The organism is Ruegeria sp. BHSB196 (assembly GCF_059613135.1).
On record NZ_JBXWRY010000001.1, the window covers coordinates 194538 to 218404 of the forward strand.

General features: G+C 63.6%; 20 protein-coding genes. 10 read left to right on the forward strand and 10 right to left on the reverse strand.

Annotated features, from left to right (window positions below; all coding sequences use genetic code 11):
• The first annotated feature begins 36 nt into the window (after nucleotides 1–36).
• A complete protein-coding gene (gene ispG / locus AC2FNJ_RS00995) occupies nucleotides 37–1158 on the forward strand; it encodes a flavodoxin-dependent (E)-4-hydroxy-3-methylbut-2-enyl-diphosphate synthase (RefSeq protein WP_496761714.1) in 1122 nt (373 codons plus the stop codon).
• Between the two features lie 55 nt (nucleotides 1159–1213).
• Here the strand turns inward: ispG and AC2FNJ_RS01000 are convergent, their stop codons facing one another.
• On the reverse strand, nucleotides 1214–1969 hold the full coding sequence (locus AC2FNJ_RS01000; protein ID WP_496761715.1) for a DsbA family protein: 756 nt from the start codon (nucleotides 1967–1969) through the stop codon (nucleotides 1214–1216).
• Nucleotides 1969–3342: a M48 family metalloprotease gene (locus AC2FNJ_RS01005; protein WP_496761716.1), complete on the reverse strand. Its 1374-nt coding sequence runs from the start codon at nucleotides 3340–3342 to the stop codon at nucleotides 1969–1971. Before AC2FNJ_RS01005 ends, AC2FNJ_RS01000 begins: the two co-directional genes overlap by 1 nt.
• Between AC2FNJ_RS01005 and AC2FNJ_RS01010 the strand changes: the two genes are divergently transcribed.
• The 6 genes from AC2FNJ_RS01010 (at nucleotide 3341) to AC2FNJ_RS01035 (ending at nucleotide 11924) form a co-directional block, all read left to right on the forward strand.
• A complete protein-coding gene (locus AC2FNJ_RS01010) occupies nucleotides 3341–4486 on the forward strand; it encodes a pyridoxal phosphate-dependent aminotransferase (RefSeq protein WP_496761717.1) in 1146 nt (381 codons plus the stop codon). The genes AC2FNJ_RS01005 and AC2FNJ_RS01010 overlap by 2 nt on opposite strands.
• 81 nt (nucleotides 4487–4567) lie before the next feature.
• Complete coding sequence (locus tag AC2FNJ_RS01015; protein ID WP_496761718.1) at nucleotides 4568–5788, forward strand: N-acetylmuramoyl-L-alanine amidase; 1221 nt, start codon at nucleotides 4568–4570, stop codon at nucleotides 5786–5788.
• A gap of 138 nt (nucleotides 5789–5926) precedes the next feature.
• Nucleotides 5927–8416, forward strand: a complete 2490-nt coding sequence (locus AC2FNJ_RS01020) for a penicillin-binding protein 1A (protein ID WP_496761719.1) — start codon at nucleotides 5927–5929, stop codon at nucleotides 8414–8416.
• A 68-nt stretch (nucleotides 8417–8484) separates the two neighbouring features.
• Complete coding sequence (prfB, locus tag AC2FNJ_RS01025; RefSeq protein ID WP_496761720.1) at nucleotides 8485–9612, forward strand: peptide chain release factor 2; 1128 nt, start codon at nucleotides 8485–8487, stop codon at nucleotides 9610–9612.
• 84 nt (nucleotides 9613–9696) lie between these two features.
• Nucleotides 9697–11094 carry an amidase gene (locus AC2FNJ_RS01030; RefSeq protein WP_496761721.1) on the forward strand — a complete coding sequence of 466 codons (1398 nt, stop codon included), beginning with the start codon at nucleotides 9697–9699 and terminating at the stop codon, nucleotides 11092–11094.
• A 26-nt stretch (nucleotides 11095–11120) separates the two neighbouring features.
• Complete coding sequence (locus tag AC2FNJ_RS01035) at nucleotides 11121–11924, forward strand: DUF2189 domain-containing protein (RefSeq protein WP_496761722.1); 804 nt, start codon at nucleotides 11121–11123, stop codon at nucleotides 11922–11924.
• A gap of 91 nt (nucleotides 11925–12015) precedes the next feature.
• On the opposite strand, the gene AC2FNJ_RS01040 is transcribed toward AC2FNJ_RS01035, so the two are convergent.
• The 5 genes from AC2FNJ_RS01040 to AC2FNJ_RS01060 form a co-directional block, all read right to left on the reverse strand.
• Nucleotides 12016–12234 (reverse strand): hypothetical protein, encoded by a 219-nt coding sequence (locus AC2FNJ_RS01040; RefSeq protein WP_496761723.1) that lies wholly within the window; start codon nucleotides 12232–12234, stop codon nucleotides 12016–12018.
• Entirely contained in the window at nucleotides 12231–13376 is a 1146-nt protein-coding gene (locus AC2FNJ_RS01045) for an aromatic ring-hydroxylating oxygenase subunit alpha (protein ID WP_496761724.1), read from the reverse strand. The genes AC2FNJ_RS01040 and AC2FNJ_RS01045 overlap by 4 nt, the downstream gene beginning before the upstream one ends.
• Before the next feature lie 127 nt (nucleotides 13377–13503).
• A complete protein-coding gene (gene ilvN, locus AC2FNJ_RS01050) occupies nucleotides 13504–14064 on the reverse strand; it encodes an acetolactate synthase small subunit (RefSeq protein ID WP_496761725.1) in 561 nt (186 codons plus the stop codon).
• Complete coding sequence (locus AC2FNJ_RS01055; protein WP_496761726.1) at nucleotides 14061–15323, reverse strand: glycosyltransferase family 87 protein; 1263 nt, start codon at nucleotides 15321–15323, stop codon at nucleotides 14061–14063. Before AC2FNJ_RS01055 ends, ilvN begins: the two co-directional genes overlap by 4 nt.
• A 43-nt stretch (nucleotides 15324–15366) precedes the next feature.
• Nucleotides 15367–17118, reverse strand: a complete 1752-nt coding sequence (locus AC2FNJ_RS01060; protein WP_496761727.1) for an acetolactate synthase 3 large subunit — start codon at nucleotides 17116–17118, stop codon at nucleotides 15367–15369.
• 423 nt (nucleotides 17119–17541) lie between these two features.
• On the opposite strand from AC2FNJ_RS01060, the gene AC2FNJ_RS01065 reads away from it, so the two are divergent.
• Nucleotides 17542–18387, forward strand: a complete 846-nt coding sequence (locus tag AC2FNJ_RS01065) for a HalD/BesD family halogenase (RefSeq protein WP_496761869.1) — start codon at nucleotides 17542–17544, stop codon at nucleotides 18385–18387.
• Between the two features lie 2 nt (nucleotides 18388–18389).
• On the opposite strand, the gene AC2FNJ_RS01070 is transcribed toward AC2FNJ_RS01065, so the two are convergent.
• The 3 genes from AC2FNJ_RS01070 to AC2FNJ_RS01080 are packed head-to-tail and all read right to left on the reverse strand — an operon-like array spanning nucleotide 18390 to nucleotide 21472.
• The gene (locus AC2FNJ_RS01070) at nucleotides 18390–19337 is read right to left on the reverse strand and encodes a calcium/sodium antiporter (RefSeq protein ID WP_496761728.1); all 948 of its coding nucleotides are present in this window, start codon (nucleotides 19335–19337) and stop codon (nucleotides 18390–18392) included.
• A 57-nt stretch (nucleotides 19338–19394) separates the two neighbouring features.
• Nucleotides 19395–20042 (reverse strand): response regulator transcription factor, encoded by a 648-nt coding sequence (locus tag AC2FNJ_RS01075; protein WP_496761729.1) that lies wholly within the window; start codon nucleotides 20040–20042, stop codon nucleotides 19395–19397.
• Entirely contained in the window at nucleotides 20039–21472 is a 1434-nt protein-coding gene (locus AC2FNJ_RS01080) for a cache domain-containing protein (protein ID WP_496761730.1), read from the reverse strand. The genes AC2FNJ_RS01075 and AC2FNJ_RS01080 overlap by 4 nt, the downstream gene beginning before the upstream one ends.
• A 254-nt stretch (nucleotides 21473–21726) precedes the next feature.
• Between AC2FNJ_RS01080 and AC2FNJ_RS01085 the strand changes: the two genes are divergently transcribed.
• Together AC2FNJ_RS01085 and AC2FNJ_RS01090 are read left to right on the forward strand one after the other, a co-directional pair.
• Nucleotides 21727–22809, forward strand: coding sequence for a TRAP transporter substrate-binding protein (locus AC2FNJ_RS01085; RefSeq protein ID WP_496761731.1), 1083 nt, complete (start codon nucleotides 21727–21729; stop codon nucleotides 22807–22809).
• A 117-nt stretch (nucleotides 22810–22926) separates the two neighbouring features.
• Nucleotides 22927–23853: a TRAP transporter small permease subunit gene (locus AC2FNJ_RS01090; RefSeq protein WP_496761732.1), complete on the forward strand. Its 927-nt coding sequence runs from the start codon at nucleotides 22927–22929 to the stop codon at nucleotides 23851–23853.
• Nucleotides 23854–23867 lie beyond the last annotated feature (14 nt).

Genomic DNA, 23867 nt, shown 5'->3' on the forward strand with positions numbered 1-23867 from the left:
TAACCAGCGGCAACCTCCAGATGCGGATCGGACCTCATGTCGCTGAATCACGTGCGCCCATGGCGCAACATCTATCGCCGCAAGTCCCGTCAGATCATGGTCGGCAACGTGCCGGTCGGTGGCGATGCGCCCATCTCCGTTCAGACCATGACCAACACGCTGACCACGGATGTGGCAGCGACCATCGCCCAGGTTCAGGCGGCGGCCGAGGCGGGGGCCGATATCGTGCGCATCTCGGTGCCGGACGAGGCGTCGTCAAGGGCGCTGAGGGAAATCGTCCGTGAAAGCCCCGTGCCCATCGTGGCCGACATACATTTTCACTATCGCCGCGGGATCGAGGCCGCCGAGGCCGGAGCCGCCTGCCTGAGGATCAACCCGGGCAATATCGGGGACGAAAAGCGGGTCAAGGAGGTCATCAAGGCCGCCCAGGATCACGATTGTTCGATCCGGATCGGCGTCAATGCGGGCAGTCTGGAAAAACATCTGCTCGAGAAATATGGCGAACCGTGCCCCGAAGCGATGGTCGAATCCGGGCTGGAGCATATCCGGATCCTGCAGGAGAACGACTTTCACGCGTTCAAGATCAGCGTCAAGGCCAGCGACGTGTTTCTCGCGGCGGCGGCCTATCAGGGCATTGCCGAAGCCACGGATGCGCCCATCCATCTCGGCATCACCGAGGCGGGCGGGCTGGTCAGCGGCACCATCAAATCCGCGATCGGGCTCGGCAACCTCTTGTGGATGGGAATCGGCGACACGATCCGCGTGAGCCTGTCGGCGGACCCGGTGGAAGAGGTCAAGGTGGGATACGAGATCCTCAAGGCGTTGGGGCTGCGCCATCGCGGCGTCAACATCATCTCGTGCCCGTCCTGCGCGCGGCAGGGGTTCGACGTGATCAAGACGGTGGAAAAGCTGGAAAGACGGCTGGAGCACATCAAGACGCCGATGAGCCTGAGCATCATCGGCTGCGTCGTCAATGGCCCCGGCGAGGCGTTGATGACGGATGTCGGCTTTACCGGCGGTGGCGCGGGGTCGGGGATGGTGTACCTGGCGGGGAAGGCCAGCCACAAGATGTCCAACGAGCAGATGATCGACCACATCGTGGAACAGGTCGAAAAGAAGGCGGCCGAGATCGAGGCGGCGCAAGAGGCTGCGGAATAAAGGCTGCCAAAACAATATTTTGGCAGCCTTTCCTGATGCCAGCTGTCAAGTGGTGTCAGCTTTTCTCTTCGCGGATCTCGTCCGCGATCATCTGCATCTGTTCGGCCGGCAAATACCCGCGCAGCATCTCGGTTTCCAGAATAAAGGTCGGCGTGCCTGAAATCCTCAGCCGTTGCGCCAATTCCCGGGTCTCGGCGATTTCGCGGGTTACGTCATCGCTGTCCATGCGTTCGATGATCGCGTCGGTGTCCAGCCCGAGACCATCGGCAATCCGGCGCAGCGTCACGTCGCTCACGTCACCGGTGAATTCCAACAGGGCGTCATGCACCTGCTTGTAGGCGTCGTCGCCGGCTACGTGTTTGGTCGCCACGGCAAAACGCGAGGACAGGACCGACGCTTCGCCCAGGATCGGGAATTCCTTGATGATCAGCCGAATGTTGCCATCCTCGGTAAGCAGCTTGGTCACTTCGGGGACCGCGCGCCGGCAATATCCGCAGCGGTAGTCCATGAATTCGACCAGCGTGATGTCGCCATCGGGATTTCCGCCGACCCAGCTGTACCCGTCGTTGAACAGCGCGTCGGCATTGGCGGCCACTAGTTCGAGATCCTCCTGAGCTTCGGCGGCGGCCTGACGCTCTTCGAGAATGTTGATCGCCTCGACGATCACGTCCGGGTTTTCCAGCAGATAGGCGCGCACCTGGGCGCCAAAGGCGGCCTTGTCCTCGGCCGACATGTCCTTGAAGTCACTCGCCAGGGCGGACCCAGAGGCCAGTGTGAGACCCAAAAGGGCCGGGGCGGCAAATCGGAGCATTATCTCTTCCTTTTCCGTGCTCGTTCCGATGCAATCAACACATCCTGGGCCCTTTGCCAACCCGGAGAACCTTCGGGCAGGCGGCCAAGGGCCCGTTTGGCGTGAATGCCTGCATCCTCCAGTCGGGCTTGCAGCGCATATCTTTCCGCGGTCACGACGGACGCCATGCCGTCATTGCCGTTCCGTGCGTAGGCCAACGCCAGGTCGTGCATCATCCGCCCGTTACGGTAGTCCCGCGAGCGGGCCTTTTCCAGCACCTCCAGCGCCTTTTCGACCTGACCCGCCCCCAGCAGCGCCCGTCCGTAGCCGGCCAGGATCAGCGCGTCGGTCGGAGCAAGTTCGACGGCCGCTTCATAGGCGGCGACGGACTGGGACACCTTGCGGTTTTCCAGCAGGATCTGGCCCTTGAGCTCGTGATAGAAGGCATCGTCCGGGCGGATGTCCAGCGCGCCGTTGATCGCGGCCAGCGCCTTGGGCAGGTTGCGGTTCTGGTGATGGGCGGCGGCTTCGCGCATCAGGCGGATGTCGCGCTCTGGTTCTTCGGGCGCGCGGCGCAACGTCCAGGACGGCGACCGGGTGAAGGCCGACAGCTTGCCCTTGACGCGGGCGAACCAGTAATCCGCATTGGGGTTCGGTGTGGACGTGTCGCCATGTGCGGCCACGAAATCCTCGGCGGCCCGCATGCGGTCGCGGCTCAGCGGATGGGAGCGCATATAGGGATCCTGCTGTTGCGGCAGCAGCAGTTCCTGCCCCGCGAAGGTCCGGTGCAGGTCGATCAGGCCCCTCGTCGAGATGCCCGCCCACCGCATGTAGCTGGCGGCGGAGCGGTCGGCCGAGGCTTCCTCGGCCCGCGTGTGGCTCAGGAAACTGCGCAATGCGGAATTGGTGGTGCCGATGGCGATGCCACTGGCGGCTTCGCCCGCGCCCGCCGCGGCGGCGATCAGCGCCAGCGCGGTGCCCAGCGTCGCCACCCTCTGGGCGCTTTCCAGGTTGGCGATGCGGCGGTTCAGGTGGCCGTTTGCGATATGCGCCGCCTCGTGCGCGATCACGGCCTGAAGGATATCCGGGCGATCGACCTTGAGGATCAGCCCGTAGTTCAAAAAGATGGTGTTGTAGTCGATCACGAAGGCATTGAAGCTGTCGTCATCCACGACCAGCACGCGGACACGGTTGGTGTTCAGGCCGGCCGCACGCAGGATCGGAAACGCCAGTTCGCGCAACCCGTGTTCGATGTCGGGGTCGCGCAGCAGGCCGACCGCGGAAACTGGCGCTGCCGCCATCAGCCACAACGCCGACGCCAGGCACAGGGCCGGGATTGACGCCAGCCGGGATACGCGGTCAAAAGCCATGATCGCAACATGGGAGATGGCCATGCGAAACTCAAGCCGATCCGGCGTCGATCCCTTTATCGTGATGGACGTGATGGAGGCCGCCCGAAAAGCGGAGGAAGCCGGCCGCCACATCATCCACATGGAAGTGGGCCAACCCGGAACCGGCGCCCCCGAGGGCGCGCTGCGGGCGCTAGAAAAAGCCATGCAGAACGGTGCGTTGGGGTATACCGTGGCCCTGGGCCTGCCCGAGTTGCGCCGACGCATCGCACGGCTCTACGGGGACTGGTACGGGGTCGATCTGAACCCGGACCGGGTGGTCATCACGCCCGGCTCGTCGGGCGGTTTCCTGCTGGCTTTCACGTCGCTTTTCGACACCGGCGATCGGGTGGGCATCGGCGCGCCCGGCTATCCGTCCTACCGCCAGATCCTGCGCGCGCTCGGCCTGGTGCCGGTGGACCTGCCGACCGCTCCGGAGAACAGATATCAGCCGGTGCCGGAGGATTTTACGCACCAGAACCTGGCCGGACTCATGGTGGCGTCGCCGGCCAATCCGACCGGCACGATGCTGGACCGCGCCGCAATGGGCAAGCTGATCGACGCGGCTCGAAGCCGGGACATTTCCTTCATCAGCGACGAGATCTATCACGGCCTGGAATACGAGGCCAAGGCGGTCACGGCGCTGGAACTGACCGATGAGTGTTACGTCATCAATTCGTTCTCCAAGTATTTCTCGATGACCGGGTGGCGCGTGGGCTGGATGGTCGTGCCCGAGGATCATGTGCGCGTCGTCGAACGCATCGCCCAGAACATGTTCATCTGCGCGCCCCATGCCAGCCAGGTCGCGGCATTGGCGGCGATGGACTGCGAGGAAGAACTGCAAGCCAATCTTGACATCTACCGAGCCAATCGCGATCTCATGCTGAACGGCCTGCCCAAGGCCGGATTCACCAATATCGCACCACCCGACGGGGCCTTTTACGTCTACGCGGATGTCTCGGACCTGACCAAGGACAGCCGCGCCTTCGCCGCCGAGATTCTCGACAAGGCGGGCGTGGCCGTGACGCCCGGTCTCGATTTCGATCCCGCGCGCGGCGGCACGACGCTGCGCTTTTCCTATGCACGCTCCGTCTCCGACATCGAAGAGGGGCTGGACCGGCTGACGACCTTCATGCGGGCGCGGGGCTGAGTTGCGCGTCACCGAGCGCGTTCACAAATCCGGTGCCATGATATACGGTCCGCGCAATCGATCTCGGGACAAGCTGAGGCAATGAGCAGGATCATCAAATTCTTGGCGCTGTTCTGGGCGCTGGCTCCGGCCGTGCAGGCCCATGAATTCGGTGCCTTGGCGCGAATCCTGCCGCAGGACAGCCGGATCACGGATCAGGCGGAGGGCGGTGTCGCGGTGGACCTGGCGCTCAGCCAGGGCGTGCCGCACCGCCTGTTCACGTTGGACGCTCCGCCGCGCCTGGTTCTCGACTTTCGCGAGGTGGACTGGACTGGGCTGGACGCGGACGACCTGATCCAGAGCGACCGGATCGCCGGGATCCGGTTCGGAACCTATGTGCCGGGCTGGTCGCGCATGGTGATGGAGCTTGGGCGCCCCCTTGCGGTGGCGACGGCCGAGTTGCAGGTCGCGCCGGACACCGGTCGCGCGCTGCTTGCCGTCGAACTGGCGCCGGTCACGCCCGTGGAATTCGCCGCCCGCGCCGGCGCGCCCGAGGATCGCTTTTGGGACTTGCCGATGCCGGCGCGGATCGGCCCGAGCATGGAACGCGATCCGGACGCGCCGCTGCGGGTCGTGCTGGACCCCGGCCACGGCGGGATCGATCCTGGGGCCGAAACCGATCATACCGACGAAAAGACGCTGATGCTGACATTCGCCCGCGAATTGCGCGAGCAGTTGCTGCGCGCCGGCGGTTTCGAAGTGCGGCTGACGCGCGATGAGGACAGGTTCGTGTCGCTGGAACAGCGGATCGCCCTGGCGCATCGTTTCGGTGCGGACGTGTTCATTTCCCTGCATGCCGACGCGCTCTCGGCGGGGCGGGCGCATGGCGCCACGGTCTATACGCTGGCCGAGGAGGCCTCGGATATCGCCAGCGCCAAGCTGGCCGAGCGGCACGACCGCGACGATCTCTTGTCCGGTGTAGATCTAAGCGATACCGACGATCAGGTGACGGGCATCCTGCTGGACCTTGCCCGTCAGGAAACCAGACCCCGCACAGCGATTCTGGCCAAGGCGCTGGCCGACGGAATGGCCCAGCAGGGCGGTCCGATGAACGGCCGGCCCTTGCGTCAGGCTTCGTTTTCGGTGTTGAAGGCGGCGGATATCCCTTCGGTCTTGATCGAACTGGGGTTCCTGTCCAGTCCACGGGATCTGGAAAACATCTCGGACCCGAGCTGGCGCGCCGCCATCGCACGGGGGATCGTCCAGGGGCTGCAGAACTGGCAGGCGCAGGATTCGGCCGCCAAATCATTGCTGCGGCACTGACCCAGGCCCAAGGGTGCGGGGCGCGGGCGCCTTTTGCGGGTGGCGATGCGACGTGCAAACGGCTAGAATATGCCTTGGGTTTTGACCCTGCTCTGGTGCGTCCCTATATAGGCGTCACCGCGGAACAAAGGCTTCAAAGTGATCCGGTTCATACTTTCCATCTTCGGGGCGATCTTCAGCCTCGTGACGCTCGGCATTTTCATGGCTGCCCTGACGGTGGGCGGCGTGTTCTGGATGTATGGCCGGGATCTGCCAAGCCATGAGTCTCTGGCCCAGTACAAGCCGCCGACGATCAGCCGGATCTATTCGGGCGAAGGTCACCTGATCGACGAATTCGCGCAGGAACGCCGGCTGTTCACGCCGTCCGAGGAAATTCCGGACCTGGTGAAGCAGGCGTTCATTTCCGCCGAGGACAAGAATTTCTATACGCATCAGGGCTATGACATACGTGGCATCGTCGCGGCCGGGATCGAAGCCGTCCGGTCCAAGGGCGAAAACGTGCGGGGCGCTTCGACCATCACCCAGCAGGTGATGAAGAACTTCCTGCTGTCAGGCGACCGCCGGGCCGAGCGCAAGATCAAGGAAATCATTCTGGCGACACGGCTGGAGGATACGCTGGACAAGGAACAGATCCTCGAACTCTATCTGAACGAGATCTTTCTGGGCCAGAATTCCTATGGCGTGACCGCCGCGGCGCAGACCTATTTCAACAAGACCCTGTCCGAACTCGCCCCGCACGAGGCGGCGATGCTGGCGGCCATGCCCAAGGCGCCGTCCGACTATCACCCTGTCCGGCAGAAAGAGCGCCTGCTGGCGCGACGCAACTACGTGCTGCGGGAGATGCACGAGAACGGCTATATCGACAAGGCGACCTATGAAGCCGAGGTGGGAAAGCCGCTGCGGTCGGTGCAGAACGGCGATTTCGAGAGTTTCCGAACGGCCCTGCCGCCGCGAGACTATTTCACGGACGAGATCCGCCGCCAGCTGAGCGAGGATTTCGGCGAGGGCGAGTTCTTTACCGGCGGGTTCAGCGTGCGCGCCTCGATCGACGAGGAAATGCAGGTCGAAGCGGCCCGGGCGCTGCGCGAGGCGCTTGAAAAGTACGACCGGGCGCAGGGCCGCTGGCGCGGCACCGGCGAAACGCTCACCGAAGACGAATTGGCGACCGAGGAAACCTGGCGCGAAGCGCTGGCACGGACCGAGGTGCCGCGCGACGTGATCCTGCCCACCCAGTGGTTCCCGGCGGTGGTGCTGAATGTCGCTGACCAGCAATTGACGGTTGGCGTCGAAGGCGGGCCGGCCGATGGCATCGTGCCGCGCTCGGACATCAAGTGGATGTCGGGCGACTTCGCCCAGAATTTCAAACGCGGCGACATCATTCTGGTCCGCGAGGGCGAGGACGGCCAGTGGTCGGTGCGGCAGGTGCCCGAGGTTCAGGGCGGGTTCGTCGCGATGGATGTGAATTCGGGCCGCGTGCTGGCGATGCAGGGCGGCTTCAGCTATCAGGATTCGGTCTTCAACCGGGCCACGCAGGCGCTGCGTCAGCCTGGATCCAGCTTCAAGCCGTTTGTCTATGCCGCCGCCTTGGACAGCGGCTACAGCCCCGCCACCATCGTGGTGGATGCGCCCATCGAAGTGAATACGCCGCAGGGGTTGTGGCGGCCCAAGAACGCGTCGAACAAGTTCTATGGTCCCACCCCGTTGCGCACCGGGATCGAACGATCGCGAAACCTGATGACGGTGCGCCTGGCGCAGGAGGTCTCGATGCCGGTCGTGGCCGGCTATGCCGAGCGGTTCGGCGTCTACGATCACATGGGACCGTATCTGGCCAATGCCTTGGGTTCGGAAGAAACGACCCTCTACAAGATGGTGTCGGCCTATGCGATGTTCGCCAATGGCGGCGAGCGGGTGGAACCCACCCTGGTCGACCGGATTCAGGACCGCTTTGGCAGGACGATCTATCGCCATGACAAGCGGGAGTGCATCGACTGCAACTCGGAAAGGCTGGCGCCCGATGCATCGCCTCGGATCGTTACCAACCGCGAACAAGTGATGGACCCGATCACCGCCTATCAGCTCACATCGATGATGCGGGGCGTGGTCGAACGGGGCACGGCGGCAGGCGTGATCAACTTGCCGGTGCCGACCGCCGGCAAGACCGGAACGACCAATGACGCCAAGGATGTCTGGTTCATCGGTTTCACGTCCAACATCGTGGCCGGCTGTTACATCGGATTCGATCAGCCGCGTCCGATGGGGCGGAGCGCATACGGGTCGTCCATGTGCGGGCCGGTGTTTCAGAGCTTCATGCAAAAGGCGGTCGAAAAATACGGCGGCGGGCCTTTCGATGTGCCGCCGGGCGGGCATTTCATCAAGATCGACCGTTTTACCGGCGCGCGCCTGCCGGACGACGCGGCCGGAGAATATGTGGTGGCCGAGTATTTCCGCGACGGCGTCGAACCGATCTTCGGCCTGACCTATGATGGCGGATTCGCGATGGGATCGGACCTGCCGCTTTTCGAGGAAGTGCAGCAGGCCGGGCAGCAGGTGCGGACCTCTACGGGTGAGACCACCACCGTCGGCCCAAAGGCCAACTTTGGCACGGTCAGTTCCGGTGGGCTCTACTGACCGCTTGCCCAGACACGGGCGCTGGTCTATCAGAACCGCTCAGTTGACGCGAAGTTGCAGGACACACAATGCGTGCCGAGACCCAGAATATCGTGGCGGATATCCGCAAGTCGTTGGACCTGCTGGCCCAGCGCATGGATTACGAGACCGCGCCGCACCGGCTTGAGGAATTCAACGCGCGGGTCGAGGATCCCAATCTCTGGGACAACCCCGAGACCGCCCAGAAACTGATGCGCGACCGTCAGATCCTGGTCGATGCGATCGAGACCTATGAGTCGATCAGGACCGATCTCAACGACAATGTCGAACTGATTGAACTGGGCGAGATGGAAGAGGACGAAGAGGTCGTCCGGGATGCAGAAAACGCCCTGAAGGCGCTGAAGGCGAAGGCGGCCAAGAAAGAGCTTGAGGCGCTCCTGGACGGGGAGGCCGACTCCAACGACACCTTCCTTGAGATCAACGCCGGCGCCGGAGGCACGGAAAGCTGCGACTGGGCGGCCATGCTTGCCCGGATGTATGTCCGCTGGGCCGAAAAGAAGGGGTACACGGTCGAGCTGCAGTCCGAAACCCCGGGCGACGAGGCCGGCATCAAGTCGGCGGCCTACAAGATTTCCGGCCACAACGCCTATGGCTGGCTGAAATCGGAAAGCGGGGTGCATCGGCTGGTGCGGATTTCCCCCTTCGACGCCGCGGCCAAGCGGCACACGTCGTTCTGTTCGGTCTGGGTCTATCCTGTCGTGGACGACAATATCGAGATCGAGGTGAATCCGGCCGACATCCGCGTCGACACCTACCGTTCGTCCGGTGCCGGGGGGCAGCATGTCAACACCACGGACTCGGCGGTGCGGATCACGCATGTCCCGACCGGAATCGTCGTCACCTCGTCCGAAAAGTCGCAGCACCAGAACCGCGACATCGCGATGAAGGCCTTGAAGTCGCGCCTCTACCAGATGGAACTGGACCGCCGCAACGCCGAGATCAACGCGGCGCACGAGGCCAAAGGCGATGCGGGCTGGGGCAACCAGATCCGCTCCTACGTGTTGCAGCCCTATCAGATGGTCAAGGATCTGCGCACGAATTACGAAACGTCGGACACCAAGGGCGTGCTGGACGGGGATCTGGACGCCTTCATGGCCGCGACCCTCGCGCTCAATGTGGCCGGCAAGAGCCGGTCCGAGGCCAAGGCGGAAGGCTGATCGCCAAAAGATATATTGAAACGGTGGGTTTAAATGGGGTCGGACCGGGTCTAGGGTGGGTTCGAACATCACAAGTTGAACCCCATGGACCCGATCCGATCCTCAGCGACCGAGCTTTTGTCGGCTCTTGACGCCGGCCATCTTTCGGCCGCCGAACTGATGCAGGCCACCCTCGACCGGATCGATCGGGTCAACGGCTCGGTCAATGCCATCGTCGCGCTTCGGGATCCGGACGACCTGATGGCCGAGGCGCGGGCGCTGGACACAGGGCCTCGGCGCGGCGCGCTGCACGGGCTGCCGGTCGCGGTCAAGGATCTGGTCAACGTGGCCGGGATCGCATCGACGCAGGGTTCGCCGATCTTCAAGGGTTTCGTGCCGGAAGCGGACGATCTGATCGCCGCGCGGATGCGGAACGCGGGGGCGATTCTGATCGGCAAGACCAACGTGCCCGAGTTCGGTCTGGGCTCGCACACGTTCAACCCGGTCTATGGCGCGACCGGCAATCCCTATGATCCGTCCCGCTCCTGCGGGGGCTCGTCGGGCGGCGCTGCGGTGGCGCTGGCCACGGGAATGGTGGCGCTTGCGGACGGGTCCGACATGATGGGCAGCTTGCGCAACCCGGCGGCGTGGAACAACGTCTATGGATTCCGGCCAAGCTGGGGCAGGGTGCCTTCCGAGCCCGTGGGCGACACGTTTCTGCATCAATTGTCCACTCTGGGTCCGATGGCCCGCAGCCCCGAGGATTTGGGGCTTCTGCTCGACGTGATCTCGGGCCCCGATCCGCGTCAGCCGCACGCCATGCCAGTTGCGTCGGTCTCACCCGTCCGGCCCGCCGACGCGCGCGGCCTGCGGATCGGATGGCTGGCGGACTGGGAGGGTGCTCTGCCATTCGAGCAAGGAATACTCGATCTCTGCGAGACCGCACTTGGCGTTCTGCGGTCGCTTGGGTGTTCGGTGGAACCGGTCGCGCCGCCCTTCGACGCCGAGCGGATCTGGGACAGCTGGATCACGCTCCGGTCGTGGAGCGTGGCGGCTGGCCTGGCTCCGCTTGAATCGCATCGGTCAGACTTGAAGGACAGCGCCCGGTGGGAACTGGATCGCGGTCTTGCCCTGAGCGCGATGGAGGTGCACCGCGCCAGCGAAATCCGGTCCGACTGGTTCCGGCGCGCCGCGGCCTTGTTCGAGCACTATGACGCGCTGGTTCTGCCAACGGCCCAGGTCTGGCCCTTCGACCTGACCGCACCCTATCCGACCGAGATCGCCGGACAGGCGATGGACACCTATCATCGCTGGATGCAGGTGGTCGTCCCGGTCAGCCTGCTGGGACTGCCCTGTCTTGCCGTGCCGGCCGGATTCGGGGCGGCGGGCCTGCCGATGGGCATCCAGATCTTCGGCCCGCGAGGCAGCGATGCCGGGCTGTTGAAACTCGGCGCCGCCTATCACGTGGCGACGCGATGGCCGCAGGAACGGCCGGCCATGTAGGGACTGCATCTGCTAGGGAGGAGCACATGGAAAAACCGTTCGGCGTGCCGCGCCTGATCCCCGCCAGGTTCGAGATGCTGAGCACGGCGCTGGGTCGGGGGTGGCGGGATTTCATGAGGGCGCCGGTCTATGGCCTGCTGTTTGCGGGCTTCTATGTTCTGGCCGGCTGGGCGATGGCCTGGATCACCCTTCGCACCGGCACTTCATACTGGTTGGTGCTGGCGACCATCGGCTTTCCCCTGATCGGACCTTTTGCCGCTGTGGGGATGTACGAGGTTTCGCATCGCCTGGACCGTGACGAGCCGCTGGAGTTCGGTGCGATCTTCGGCGTCGTGGTCCAGCAGAGCCGCCGGCAACTGCCGTCGATCTGCGCGATCATCGTCGTGGTGTTCCTGTTCTGGTTCTTCATCGGTCACATGATCTTTGCCCTGTTCATGGGCCTGAGCACGATGACCAACATATCGACTTCGTTCGAGGTGTTTCTGACGCTGAACGGGCTGACCATGCTGGCCGTCGGTACCGTCGTCGGGGCGCTGTTCGCGCTGCTGCTCTACGCGATCACCGTATTGTCGATCCCGATGCTGCTGGATCGCGAACTGGATTTCGTCACGGCGATGATCACGAGCTTCGCCTATGTTACCACCAATGCAAAGGTGATGCTGGTCTGGGCCTTCTTCCTCGCCTGTCTGACCTTTCTGTCGCTTCTGCCCTGGTTTCTCGGCTTGCTGGTCGTCCTGCCCTGGCTTGGCCATGCCAGCTGGCACCTGTATCGTCAGATCGCGACGGAGGACGCGGCGGTCGCCGGGTCCGACAGCGCCGAAACCGCCTGACGCGACCGCACCGCGCGAGCCAGGCCCGCGCGGTGCCGGGCCCAACCTGAGGAGATGCCCGGCGGGCGTCGACGAAGGGCGGGAGCGTCCGCTATTCCGGCATCTCGCGCCCCATGTCCACGAGGCGGGCGCGCAAACGGGCGGCTTTGGGCAGGCCGGCTTCGAGTGCGAAGACATAGGCGTGGGTCAGGTAGAACCCAGATGCCGTGTCCGTTGCGGCGGTGTCGGCGGCCTCTTCGTAGAGATCGACCAGAGCCGCGCGGTCGCCGGCCGCATGCGCGGCCAGCAGCCGGGCATCCAGATCGCTCATTCCGCCGCCAGCTTGGTGCGGTGTGCCTGCAGACGGCCTGCGACCCAGTCATGGAACACATGGGTCGGCCCATCCATCGCGGGCGAGAAACGGCCGCCGTCGAAGCCGGGGGCCGCGCGCCCGCGCTGCATCCCTTCGACCACGAACACGTCCTCCTCGAACACCTCTTTCCACTGCGCGGTGTTGCGCGCGCGCAGCTCCGCGTCGGCCTGGGGCACCGCATAGAACAGGTGAATGTGTTCCGAGGTCCGGTCCTGGGCCTCGGGGATCAGAAGGATCGCGAAGGCGTGGTCCCGATGTACGCCCAGCAGGACATTCGGGAACACCGCGATGTATTCGGCGGCGGTGTTCCATTTTGGGCTGAGTCCCTCGAAATCGGGAAAGACATTGCCGTTTTCGCCGGTCAACTGGCGATAGACCAGCGTGCCCTGGCCGGAAAACTGCCCCGGTTCTTCGATATGATAGTGGTCCTCCAACCGGGAATAGCTGTTCAGGCCCGGATGCACCCAGGGCAGGTGATAGCTTTCGCAATAGTTCTCGACCGCGAGTTTCCAGTTGCAGTCCACGTCCAGCCGAAACCTGCTGTCCGCTCCGCCATGATGCAGCGGCGCGTCGAATTCGGACCAGCGCGCCATCAACGTGGCATTGGCGGTTTCGAAGTCGGGTGCCGTTCCGGACAGGTTGATCCACACGATCTCGCGCCAGATATGGCTGCGCACTTCGATCAGGCCCAGTTCGGACTTCTCGATGCCGGAATGGGTGTTCTGGCCGGGGCCGCCCACATGGGGGGTGGACACCAGCCGGCCCTCGGTCGAATAGCACCAGCTGTGATAGGGGCAGCGGATCGCGCCTTCGATCTTGCGCGGTTCCTCGACCAGGATCATTCCGCGGTGACGGCAGATGTTCTGGAATACCCGCACCTGGCCCTGACGGTCGCGCAGCAACAACAGCGGGATGCCGAGAAACTCCATCGGGACGGCATCGCCGGGTTCGGGAACGTCGGCGGTGACGGCCAGCCCGGCCCAGCCGTCAAGCAGAAGCGCGCGCGACTCTTCGGCATGAAGACCGGGATCGGTGTAATGTTCGTTGGGCAGACCGCGGGCGCGGTCGATCGGCTGACGGACATCGGCAAGGGTGGTCATGGCGGGTCTCTTCGCAAGCTCTTGAAACTGAGACGACTCTTCACAACCGGAGCCGTTTTGCTTCGGTTTTCGCGACTCCGATCCGTCGCACAACGACATTTTTGCCTGTTTGCCGGACGCCGCGCGGTCAATCGCCGCGCAGAAGCGCGGCAACGCCCGTCCGGGCAATCTCGACCAGGCCCAGAGGGCGCATCAGGTCGGCGAAGGCGTCGATCTTGTCCGGCGCGCCGGTGATCTCGAAGATGAAGGAATTCAGCGTACTGTCGACGACGTTCGCGCGAAAGATGTCCGCCAGGCGCAGCGCCTCGACCCGCTTGTCGCCTTCGCCCACGACCTTGAGCATGGCCAGTTCGCGCTCGACCGAGGCGCCCTCGACGGTCAGATCGTGCACGTCCAGAACCGAGACGATGCGGCCCAGCTGCGCCTTGATCTGTTCGATGACCTGCGGCGTGCCGGTGGTGACGATGGTGATCCGGCTGAGATGGCCGGTATGGTCCACCTCGGCGACGGTCAGGCTGTCAATGTTGTAGCCCCGGCCGGAAAACAACCCGATGACCCGCGCCAGCACGCCCGGCTCGTTCTCGACCAGAACCGCGATGGTGTGCTGTTCCTGAACGTCCGAAAAGGTCGGGCGCAGGTTGTAGGCGGAATGACGGGTGGAACCCTTGGTGATCTTGAGCGCGTTCATTGTGGATCCTCGATGGTGGCGGGGGCGGGGCCGCGGCCCCTGATGCGGTGAAGGATGGAGACGAGACAGGCGGCAAAGGCGACGGTCAGAAGCGGGGCGACCCAAAACCTGAGAGGGCCATTGTCCATGAGTGCCGGAAACAGGTTGGCCGGTCCGATGCCCAGCCACATCGCGCCGATCAGAAGCAGGCCCCACGTGTTCATGGGAACCGCGCCTGCGCGCAGCATGAACAGGGCCGCCGGCGCCAGAAAGGCGGTCTCGTAATACCAGAAATAGGCGCTGGACAGCATGATCGCCAGGATCAGGATCGCCGCCCGATGATCGAAGCCGACCTTCGGATGCCACCACGCGACGGCAACGACCAGGGCCGAGACGCCGATCAGTGCCCACTGAATGTGCATGGCGACGGATTCCGCGACCCCCAGCCCGATCAGGGCGGCGTAGACGCTCACCATGAGGCCGTAATACTCGATGGATTGGCGAAGAAGCTCGTAGTGCAGTTGTATGTTTCCGATCAGCGCGGACCAGTATTCGACTCCGTAGATCAGCGTTCCGGCACCGGCGACAACGATCGTCGTGATCGTCGCGGCGATGATCGTGCGCCACGCGCCACAGGCGAACAGGGCAAAGGGAATCATGATGCCCAACTGGGGCTTGAGCGTGAGGAGGCCGATCAGGAAGCCGGCCAGGACGGGCCGGCCGCACCGATGCGCATGGAGGGCGGCCAGCAATCCGGCCGCCCAAAGCAAGCTGTTCTGCCCGGCCAGAAGCGCCGGCAGATAGGCGGGCGCCAGGCCAAAAGCAAGCCATATCGGTGTCTGACCTTCGGTAAAGGGACGGACCGCCAGGACTATCGCGAGGATCGAGAGCGCCGAAAACAAGATCCAGGCGGGAAAATACCCCATCGTGCCGAGTGGCCAGAGCACGACAAGGAAACTGGGGGGATACAGCCAGCGCATCCCTTCCTCATGCGTGACGCCGTGGACCGCCCTCAGCCGGCTTTCGTCGAACGTGTCGAGCGGCAGACCGTCCACGGCCAGCCGTGCCGCCGCCCAGAAGACGCGGAAATCATTCTCTGCCGCGATTCCGCCGGTCTGTGAAAGTTCAAGATAATTGCGGAGGATGAAAAGCGCGCAGAGGATCAAGACCAGCGCCGGCACCAGCACGGCCACCTGCCAGAACCGCCGGCCTGAAAACACCTGCAGGCGCTTTCGAACCATCTGGTCCTTATCGTAAGGGCCGATCTGCGACTGGATCATGTCTCTGCCTGCCTGGTTGGGGCGTACTTGGCGGAGTGCGGGCCTAGACCAGCACCGCGCCTCCGGCCTGGATCACGCCCTGCGTTTCCGCCTCACCCAGAAGCATTTCGTTGTGCGCCTTGCCGGACGGGATCATCGGGAAGCAGTTTTCGTGTTTTTCGACGACGCAATCAAAGATCACCGGACCGTCATATTCGATCATTTCCATGATCGCATCATCCAGATCCTTGGGATCGGTCACGCAAATTCCCTTGGCGCCGAACGCCTCGGCCAGCTTGACGAAATCGGGCAACGCTTCGGACCAGCTGTGCGAATACCGTTCGCCGTGCAAAAGCTCCTGCCATTGCCGCACCATGCCCAGGCGTTCATTGTTGAGGATGAACTGTTTCACCGGCAGGCGGTATTGAACTGCGGTGCCCATTTCCTGCATGTTCATCAGCCACGAGGCCTCGCCGGCCACATTGATGACGAGCGCATCGGGATGCGCCATCTGCACGCCGATCGAGGCCGGGAATCCATAGCCCATGGTCCCAAGGCCGCCCGAGGTCATCCAGCGATGCGGGTCTTCGAAGCCCATGAACTGCGCCGCCCACATCTGGTGCTGCCCCACTTCGGTGCAGACATAGCGGTCGTGGTCCCTGGTCAGCGCCTCGAGCCGCTGCAGCGCATATTGCGGCTTGATGGCGGTCTCGCTGTTCGTGAAGGCCAGGCAGTTGACCTTTCGCCAGTCGGCGATCTGCGCCTGCCATTGCTTGACATTGGCCGCATCCGTCTTGCGGCCGCGGGCCTTCCAGACTTTCAGAACGTCCTCGAGCACATGGGCCACGTCACCCACGATGGGGATGTCCACCCGGATCACCTTGTTGATCGAAGACGGGTCGATATCGATATGCGCCTTTTTCGAATGGGGAGAGAACGCGTCGATGCGGCCCGTGATCCGGTCGTCGAAACGCGCGCCGATGTTGATCATCAGGTCACAGTCGTGCATGGCCATGTTGGCCTCGTAGAGCCCGTGCATCCCCAGCATTCCCAGCCAGTTCGGCCCCGAGGCGGGGTAGGCCCCCAGACCCATCAGTGTCGATGTGATGGGAAACCCGGTCGCGTCGACCAGTTCGCGCAAGAGCTGGCTGGCCGCCGTACCCGAATTGATCACGCCGCCGCCGGTATAGAAGACCGGTCTCTTCGCGACCTCCATTGCGGCCACCAGTTCGGTGATTTCGTCCAGATCGCCCTTGACCGCCGGCTGATAATGCGAGGTCGATGGTTTCGGCGGGCTGTAGTCACCGCTGGCGAACTGAACATCCTTGGGGATGTCGATCAGAACGGGGCCCGGACGCCCGGCCGTGGCGACGTGAAAGGCTTCGTGAATCGTGTCGGCCAGCCGGTCGGTGTCCTTGACCAGCCAGTTGTGCTTGGTGCAGGGGCGGGTGATGCCCACGGTATCGGCCTCCTGAAAGGCATCCGAACCGATCATGAAGGTCGGAACCTGACCGGTCAGAACCACGATCGGGATCGAGTCCATCAATGCATCGGTGAGCCCCGTCACCGCATTCGTCGCGCCGGGACCGCTCGTTACCAGAACCACGCCCGGCTTGCCGGTAGAGCGGGCATAGCCTTCGGCGGCGTGCACCGCGCCCTGCTCGTGACGCACCAGGATGTGGCGGATATCGTTCTGCAGAAAGATCTCGTCATAGATCGGCAGGACGGCGCCGCCCGGATACCCGAATACCGTGTCCACGCCCTGATCCTTGAGGGCCTGAACCACCATCTTTGCTCCGGTCATCTCACGTGTCATCTGATTTGCTCCATTGGCGACAAGTGTCCTGCGTCCGCATAAAAAAAGCCCCCGAACTTTCGGAGGCGCATGGGTTCGATTATGGTCTACCGTTACCGGCCCATGCGCTTTGTTCCTACGATTACGACTAGCGTGGTCATCTGCCAGCGGCTCCTTTTGCTTGCGCGCGACATTATGAGCGGGGGCAGGGGGCGTCAACCGCCAATCTGGCCAAAGCGTAACGGATCGGGCGGTTTTTGCGACATATTGTTGCGCAGATTGCCGCATGAGAGGAATTTCCCGCAAAAACGCGGCCGGGATGGCGGCGGGAAATCCGGCTGAATGGTTCAAAACCGTCAACCGAATGTCCGAAACAAGACGGAACCGGGCGAGTCGCGCTGGCACCCTGATCGCGCAATAAGGCGACAGGGGGCGATGCGCATGATGTTATACGACCTCGTGGATTTGGGGCGGTATCCGCTGGACCGGCCGGATTCCCAGGCCTATCGGCGCCTGATCCGGGATCTGCGGCGTGAACTGGCCGAGGATGGCTGCGCGGTTCTGCCCGGTTTCGTGCACGAACAGGGCGTCGAGCTGCTGGTGGCGGAGGCCGACTCGGTCGCGCCAAAGGCGCATCGCTCGTACAATCGGACCAACGCCTATTTCGGCAAGGACGATCCATCGCTCGATCCGTCGCATCCGGTGCGCCGGTTCTACGACCGGTCGAACGCCTTTGTACCGGCGGACAACTTCCCGGCAACCGGCCCGCTGCGCAGCATCTATGAATACGAAGGGTTCATGCCCTTCATCCGCGAAGCCCTGAACGAACCCGAGGACCGTTTCTTTCGCTACGACGATCCTCTGGCGGACGTGATCATCAATGTGGTCGAGGAGGGGCAGGGGTTTCCCTGGCATTTCGACACCAACAATTTCACCGTCACACTGGCAATCCAGAATGGCGAGTCCGGTGGCGCGTTCGAATACGTTCCCAACCTGCGCAGCGCGACGGACGAGAACTTCGACGCGGTGGCGTCGGTTCTGGATGGCAATCCCATCCCCGTGCGCCGGCTCGAGCTGCGCCCCGGTGATCTGCAGATCTTCAAGGGGCGCTACTCGCTGCACCGCGTGGCCCCGGTCGCCGGTCCCAGGAAGCGCTACGTCGGGATCTTCTCGTTCGTCGAGACCGAAGGCATGTGCGGTGGGGTCGAGCGCACCAGACAGCTCTATGGCCGGGTCTTGCCGCGCCATCACGAGCGCGAGGGGCTGCGGTCGGACTCCCTGCTGGATTGAGATCACAGCCCGCCTGCGAACGCCAGGTAAGCCGCGTAACAGGCCAGGAACGCGGCCCCCGCCGCGCGGCCAAGGCTCGATCGCACCCAGAGCAGGACCGTCAATCCCACGGCGACCGCCAGGGCCACCGGCAGGTCCACCTGCACGAACCGGGCTTGGGCGGGCATTGGCGCAATCACCGCCGTGACCCCCAGAATTCCCAGCATGTTGAACAGGTTCGAGCCGATGACGTTGCCCAGCGCCACCGATGCATTGCGCCGGTGCGCCGCCATGACCGAAGTCGCGAGTTCCGGCAATGACGTGCCCACGGCGACGATCGTCAGTCCGATCACCGCCTCGGAGAGTCCCAGGCCCCGGGCAATCATCGTGGCACTGTCCACCAACAGATCGGCACCCAGAAACAGCCCGGCCAGCCCGGCGCCCAGCTGGATCAGTGTCCGCAAGAGCGGCTGGGGCGCGACCCGAGGTTCCGTGGCCGGTAGTGCGGGATGACCTCTCAGGCACATCCAGAGAAAAGCGCCCAGAAGCGCGACAAGGATCACGCCTTCCATCCGGCCCAGATGGCCGTCGGACAGCGCGATCCACAGCACCCCCGTCGCTGCCAGAACGGCAAAAAGGTCGCGGCGGGTCTCGGAGAAGCGGCTGGCCAGCGGGTGGATCAGCGCCGCCGCTCCGAGGATCAGCAGAATGTTGGCGACGTTGGAGCCGATCACGTTGCCCAGCGCAATGGCGGGCACGCCGGACCAGGCGGCTTTGACCGAGACCAGAAGCTCGGGCAGGGAGGTGCCGAAGCCGACGACCGTCATGCCGATCACGAATTCACGCAGGTGCAGGGCGCGCGCCGAGGCCACGGCGCCGCGCAACAAAAGGTCTCCGCCCAAAAACAGCGCCACAAGACCGAGGCAGAACATCAGGATTGTCATGGAGGTGCCAAACAGAACGCGAGCCATAAATCGTGTCTGCAATGGCCGTTTCAAGTGGTGTGCAAAAACATACTTTCGGAGCGGTCAGAACCCGACGCCAGTCCCTTGCAGCACCCCGTGTTCCAAGGCGTAGCGGGTGAGGCCGGCGGTGGAGGAAATCCCGAGCTTGCGCTTGATGTTCTTGCGGTGGGTCTCGACCGTGCGCACCGAGATGTCGAGCGCGATCGCCACTTCCTTGTTCGACTTTCCCTGTGCCAGTTGCAGCAGGATCGTCTGTTCGCGCCCGGTCAGCGCCTCGCGCCCCTCGTCCTGTTTCGGTTCCAGCGACCCGATCGCACCGGTGCAGAGATACTGCTCGTCCCGCATCACCGTGTCGATGGCGAGTTTGATCTCGTCCGTCGGCACGTCCTTGAGAACATACCCCTTGGCGCCATGGCTGAGCGCGGTCGAAATGTATTCCGGGCTGTCATGCATGGACAGGATAAGGATGCGCGTTCCGGGCAGCCGTTCCAGGATCATTTCGGTCGCGCTGAGCCCGCCGAGGCCAGGCATGTTGAGGTCCATCAGGATCACATCCGGCCGCAGGGCCATCGCCCGGTCCACCGCATCCTGGCCGTTGCCGAGCGTTCCGACCACCTCGATATCCTCGAAGCTTTCCAGGATGGACTGGATGCCTTCGGCAACCATCGGGTGATCGTCCACGATCAGAACGCGGATGGCATCGCACGTCATGAGCCGGCCTTTCTCTTGGGCGTCGCCTCCTCCTCGGGCGACAGCAGGTGGCTGAGCGGCAGGCTGACCTCGATCACCGTGCCGCTCTGCGCGCCGCGTGATGACAGAATGCGCAGGGTGCCGTCAAGCTGCTCGATCCGTTCCTGCATGTTGCGCAGGCCGAGGCCCTGGCTCACCTGACCGGAGCCCGAGCGCAATCCGCGCCCGTTGTCGGCGATCCGCATCGTTGCCCCCTTCTTGTGGCCGCGCAGGTCGATCGAAACCCGCGTGGCGCCGGAATGGCGCTCGATATTCGTCAGCGCCTCCTGCGCGATGCGATAGAGCGCGATCTTGCTGTCCTGGTCCAGCCGGTTGCGGAACACGACCGTAGTGAACTCGGTTTCGATGCCGGTCCGTTCGCGGAAATCGTCGGTCAACGCCTTGAGCGCGGGGCCAAGGCCCAGATCGTCCAGCACGCCCGGCCGCAGGTCGCGGCTGATGCGCCGTACCTCGGTGATGGCCGAGCCGAGGTTCTCGATGCCCTTGTCCAGCGGCGCGCCCGCCCCGTCATAGTCGCCCCGGCCCAAACGGCGGCGGGCATTGTCCAATGCATAACGCACGCCGACCAGGATCTGGCTGATGCCGTCGTGCAGTTCGCGCGCCACCCGCCCGCGCTCTTCCTCCTGCGCGTCGAACACCCGTTGGGTCAGTTCCTTGAGCTTGGCATCCGCCAGCCGTCGCTCGCGGATGTTCAGCAGCATTCCGGACATGAACACGATCAGGAGCGCCGCAAGAACGATGCCGCCTATGTAGAAGAAGGTGCGCCGCACGCGCGCCTCGACCTCGGCGCGGGCGTTGGCCACGGTGGCCAGAATGTCGTCGATGAAGACACCGGTCCCGACCGCCCATTGCCAGTCCTGCAGGCCCACGACATAGGCGATCATCATCGCCTCTTCCCCGGTCGAGGGTTTCTGCCACATGAAACTGTGCCACCCGGCCCCCTGCCGGGCAAGGCGGATGAATTCGTCGACGATGGGTGTGCCGTTGCTGTCGGTCAGCCCTTCCCAGTTCCGGTTGATGAATTCGGTCTGGCGCGGGCTGACAAGGTTGGTTCCGTCATAGTCGTAGACGAAAAAGAACCCGTCGGTGCCATAGATCATCGCCGCTAGGATCTGCGTGACGAGATCCTTGGCCTCCTGATCGTTCGGCTCCGCCCGGCCATAGATGTAGGCAAACCCGTTGCGTGCCTGGGTCACGTAATTGCGCAATTCGTCCTTCTTCGCGGCGATCAGGCGGGTTTCCAGCGCCTGGATCTCGCGGTCGGCGGTCGCGCGCGCCTCGTAGGCCACCATCGCCGCAATGGCGGCCACGGCCACGATCAGCGGGATCGCGGCGATCAGCGACAGTTTCTGCGCATAGCTGAGTCGGATCAGGTTCTGGAGGGACCGCATGAGCGAATCGTTACGCAAATGGGGGCCGAAAATCAAAAAGATTGGATGCCATTCCTGCGGGCGACCCGTGTCGGCGCGCCGTCCGACATCCGATTTGAGCCCGCAGAACTGGCGTTTCCGGGCAAAAAAGCGGCGCATCTACGTAGTAATAGGTATTCACATCGATTTCCGCGTTGCTAGGGTGTTGACACCTGAAACGATCCGCTCGGAGCGATTGCTGCGGGCAAGTTTTACTATAGGGGAGGATCACTCACATGGATCGTCGCAAGTTTCTGAAGACTTCTGCATTGGGTGGCTCGGCCGCCGCCGCGACCGCACTGGCGGCACCGGCCTATGCGCAGGGCAACCGCACGCTGACCATGGTCACGTCGTGGGGCCGCGGCTTGGCCGGCGTGTTCGACAGCGCGCAGCGCTGCGCCGACAGCATCAACGCGATGTCCGACGGCAGCCTGACCGTTGACATCAAGGCCGCAGGCGAACTCGTCGGCGCGTTCGAAGTGTTCGACGCCGTGTCGTCGGGCCAGGCCGACATGTACCATGCGGCCGACTACTATTTCGTGGGTCAGCACCCGGGTTACGCGTTCTTCACGGCCGTTCCGTTCGGCATGACCGCGCAGGAGCTGGTGAACTGGTACTACCACGATGGCGGCATGGAACTGCATGACGAGCTGGGCCAGATCTTCGGCCTGAAATCGTTCATCGCGGGCAACACCGGCGCGCAGGCCGGCGGCTGGTTCTCGAAAGAGATCAACAGCCCCGACGACTTCAACGGCCTCAAGTTCCGCATGCCGGGTCTGGGCGGCAAGGCGCTGGGCAAGCTGGGCGCTTCGGTTCAGAACATTCCGGGTTCGGAAGTGTATCAGGCGCTGTCCTCCGGCGCGATCGACGGAACCGAGTGGATCGGTCCGTGGGCCGACGAAAAGGCCGGTTTCCAGGAGATCACCAAGACCTACTATACCGCCGGTTTCCACGAGCCGGGCGCAGGTCTGTCGCTGGCGACCAACCGCGAGGTCTTTGAAAGCCTGACCCCGGCGCAGCAGAAGATCATCGAGATCGCGGCTGCCGAATGTCACCAGTGGAACCTGGCGCAGTTCCTGGCCAACAACGGTGCGGCGCTGCAGCGTCTGCAGGCCGGCGGCGTCAAGGTCATGGAATTCCCCGACAGCGTCTGGGATGCCTTCGGCAAGGCTTCGCAGGAAGTCATGGACGAAAACATGGGCGACGAGCTGTTCAAGAAGATCCACGACAGCGCCATGGCGTCGATGACCGCGTCTTCGAACTGGCTCAACCTGTCCTCGGGCGTCTACACCTCGCAGCGCGACCGCGTGCGCGGCTGACCCCGGGCAAGTGAACCGTGGTTCCCCCGCCCGGCGGCGGGGGAACTTTACCCGTTGCAGAAGCGCGGACAGGTGGGGTCCGAGGGCACGCGCTGCAACCGATGAACCGGGGACAACATGCAGGACGACAACGGCATCTCGTTCTTTGGCGCCATCTGGGCCGGACTTGTCTGGCTCCTACAGAACATCGCCGAAGCCTTCTACAATTTCGGATACGCCATCACGCATCCGCAACTCTGGCTGAACTGGTCGGACAAGGAAGCGATCATGCGCTTCGTCTATTACGGCGGGTCGGTCGAGTTCTTCTTCGTGGTGTTCACCTTCTTCCTGGTGCTGACCGCGATCGGCGTCTATTACCGCAACTTCATGTGGGCGATGGTCCGCGGGCTCGAAGGATTTGCCAACACGACCGGTCGTTTCTTTGCCTGGGCCGGTCTGCTCATGGTGATCCAGCAGATCGTCATCGTCTTCATGCAGCGCGTGTTCGCCCGCCCGGACATGGCCTTCGGGCTGGGGATTCCGTTCCAGATGGACATCAGCTGGTATGCCGAGGAACTGAAGCTCTACAACGCCATGGTCGTGTGCCTGTGCTGCACCTACACCTTCGTTCAGGGCGGGCACGTGCGCGTGGATCTTATCTATGCCGGCATCAGCCACCGCGCCAAGAAGGTGGTGGACATGCTGGGCTCGCTGCTCTTCATGTTGCCGATGGCGGTGCTGGTCTGGCTCTACGGCTGGTTCTTCCTGTGGCGGCACCTGATCGTGCCGAACCCGTCGGCCAGCGACACGCTGGACCGGTTGCTCATGAAGTCCCGCGCGCTGCGCTGGAACGTCGAAACCATCGGGTTCAGCCCGAATGGCTTCAACGCCTATTTCCTGTTCAAGATCCTGCTCGTGGCCTTTGCCGCAATGGTCTTCCTGCATGCCATCGCGTTCTTCTACCGCTCGTATCTCGAGTTCGTGGAAGGGCCGGAAAGTGCGGGCAAATATCTCGACAAGGACACGCTTGGCGAGGGCGAAGAAGCCTATGAAGGCGCTCATTAAGTACGGGGACTAGG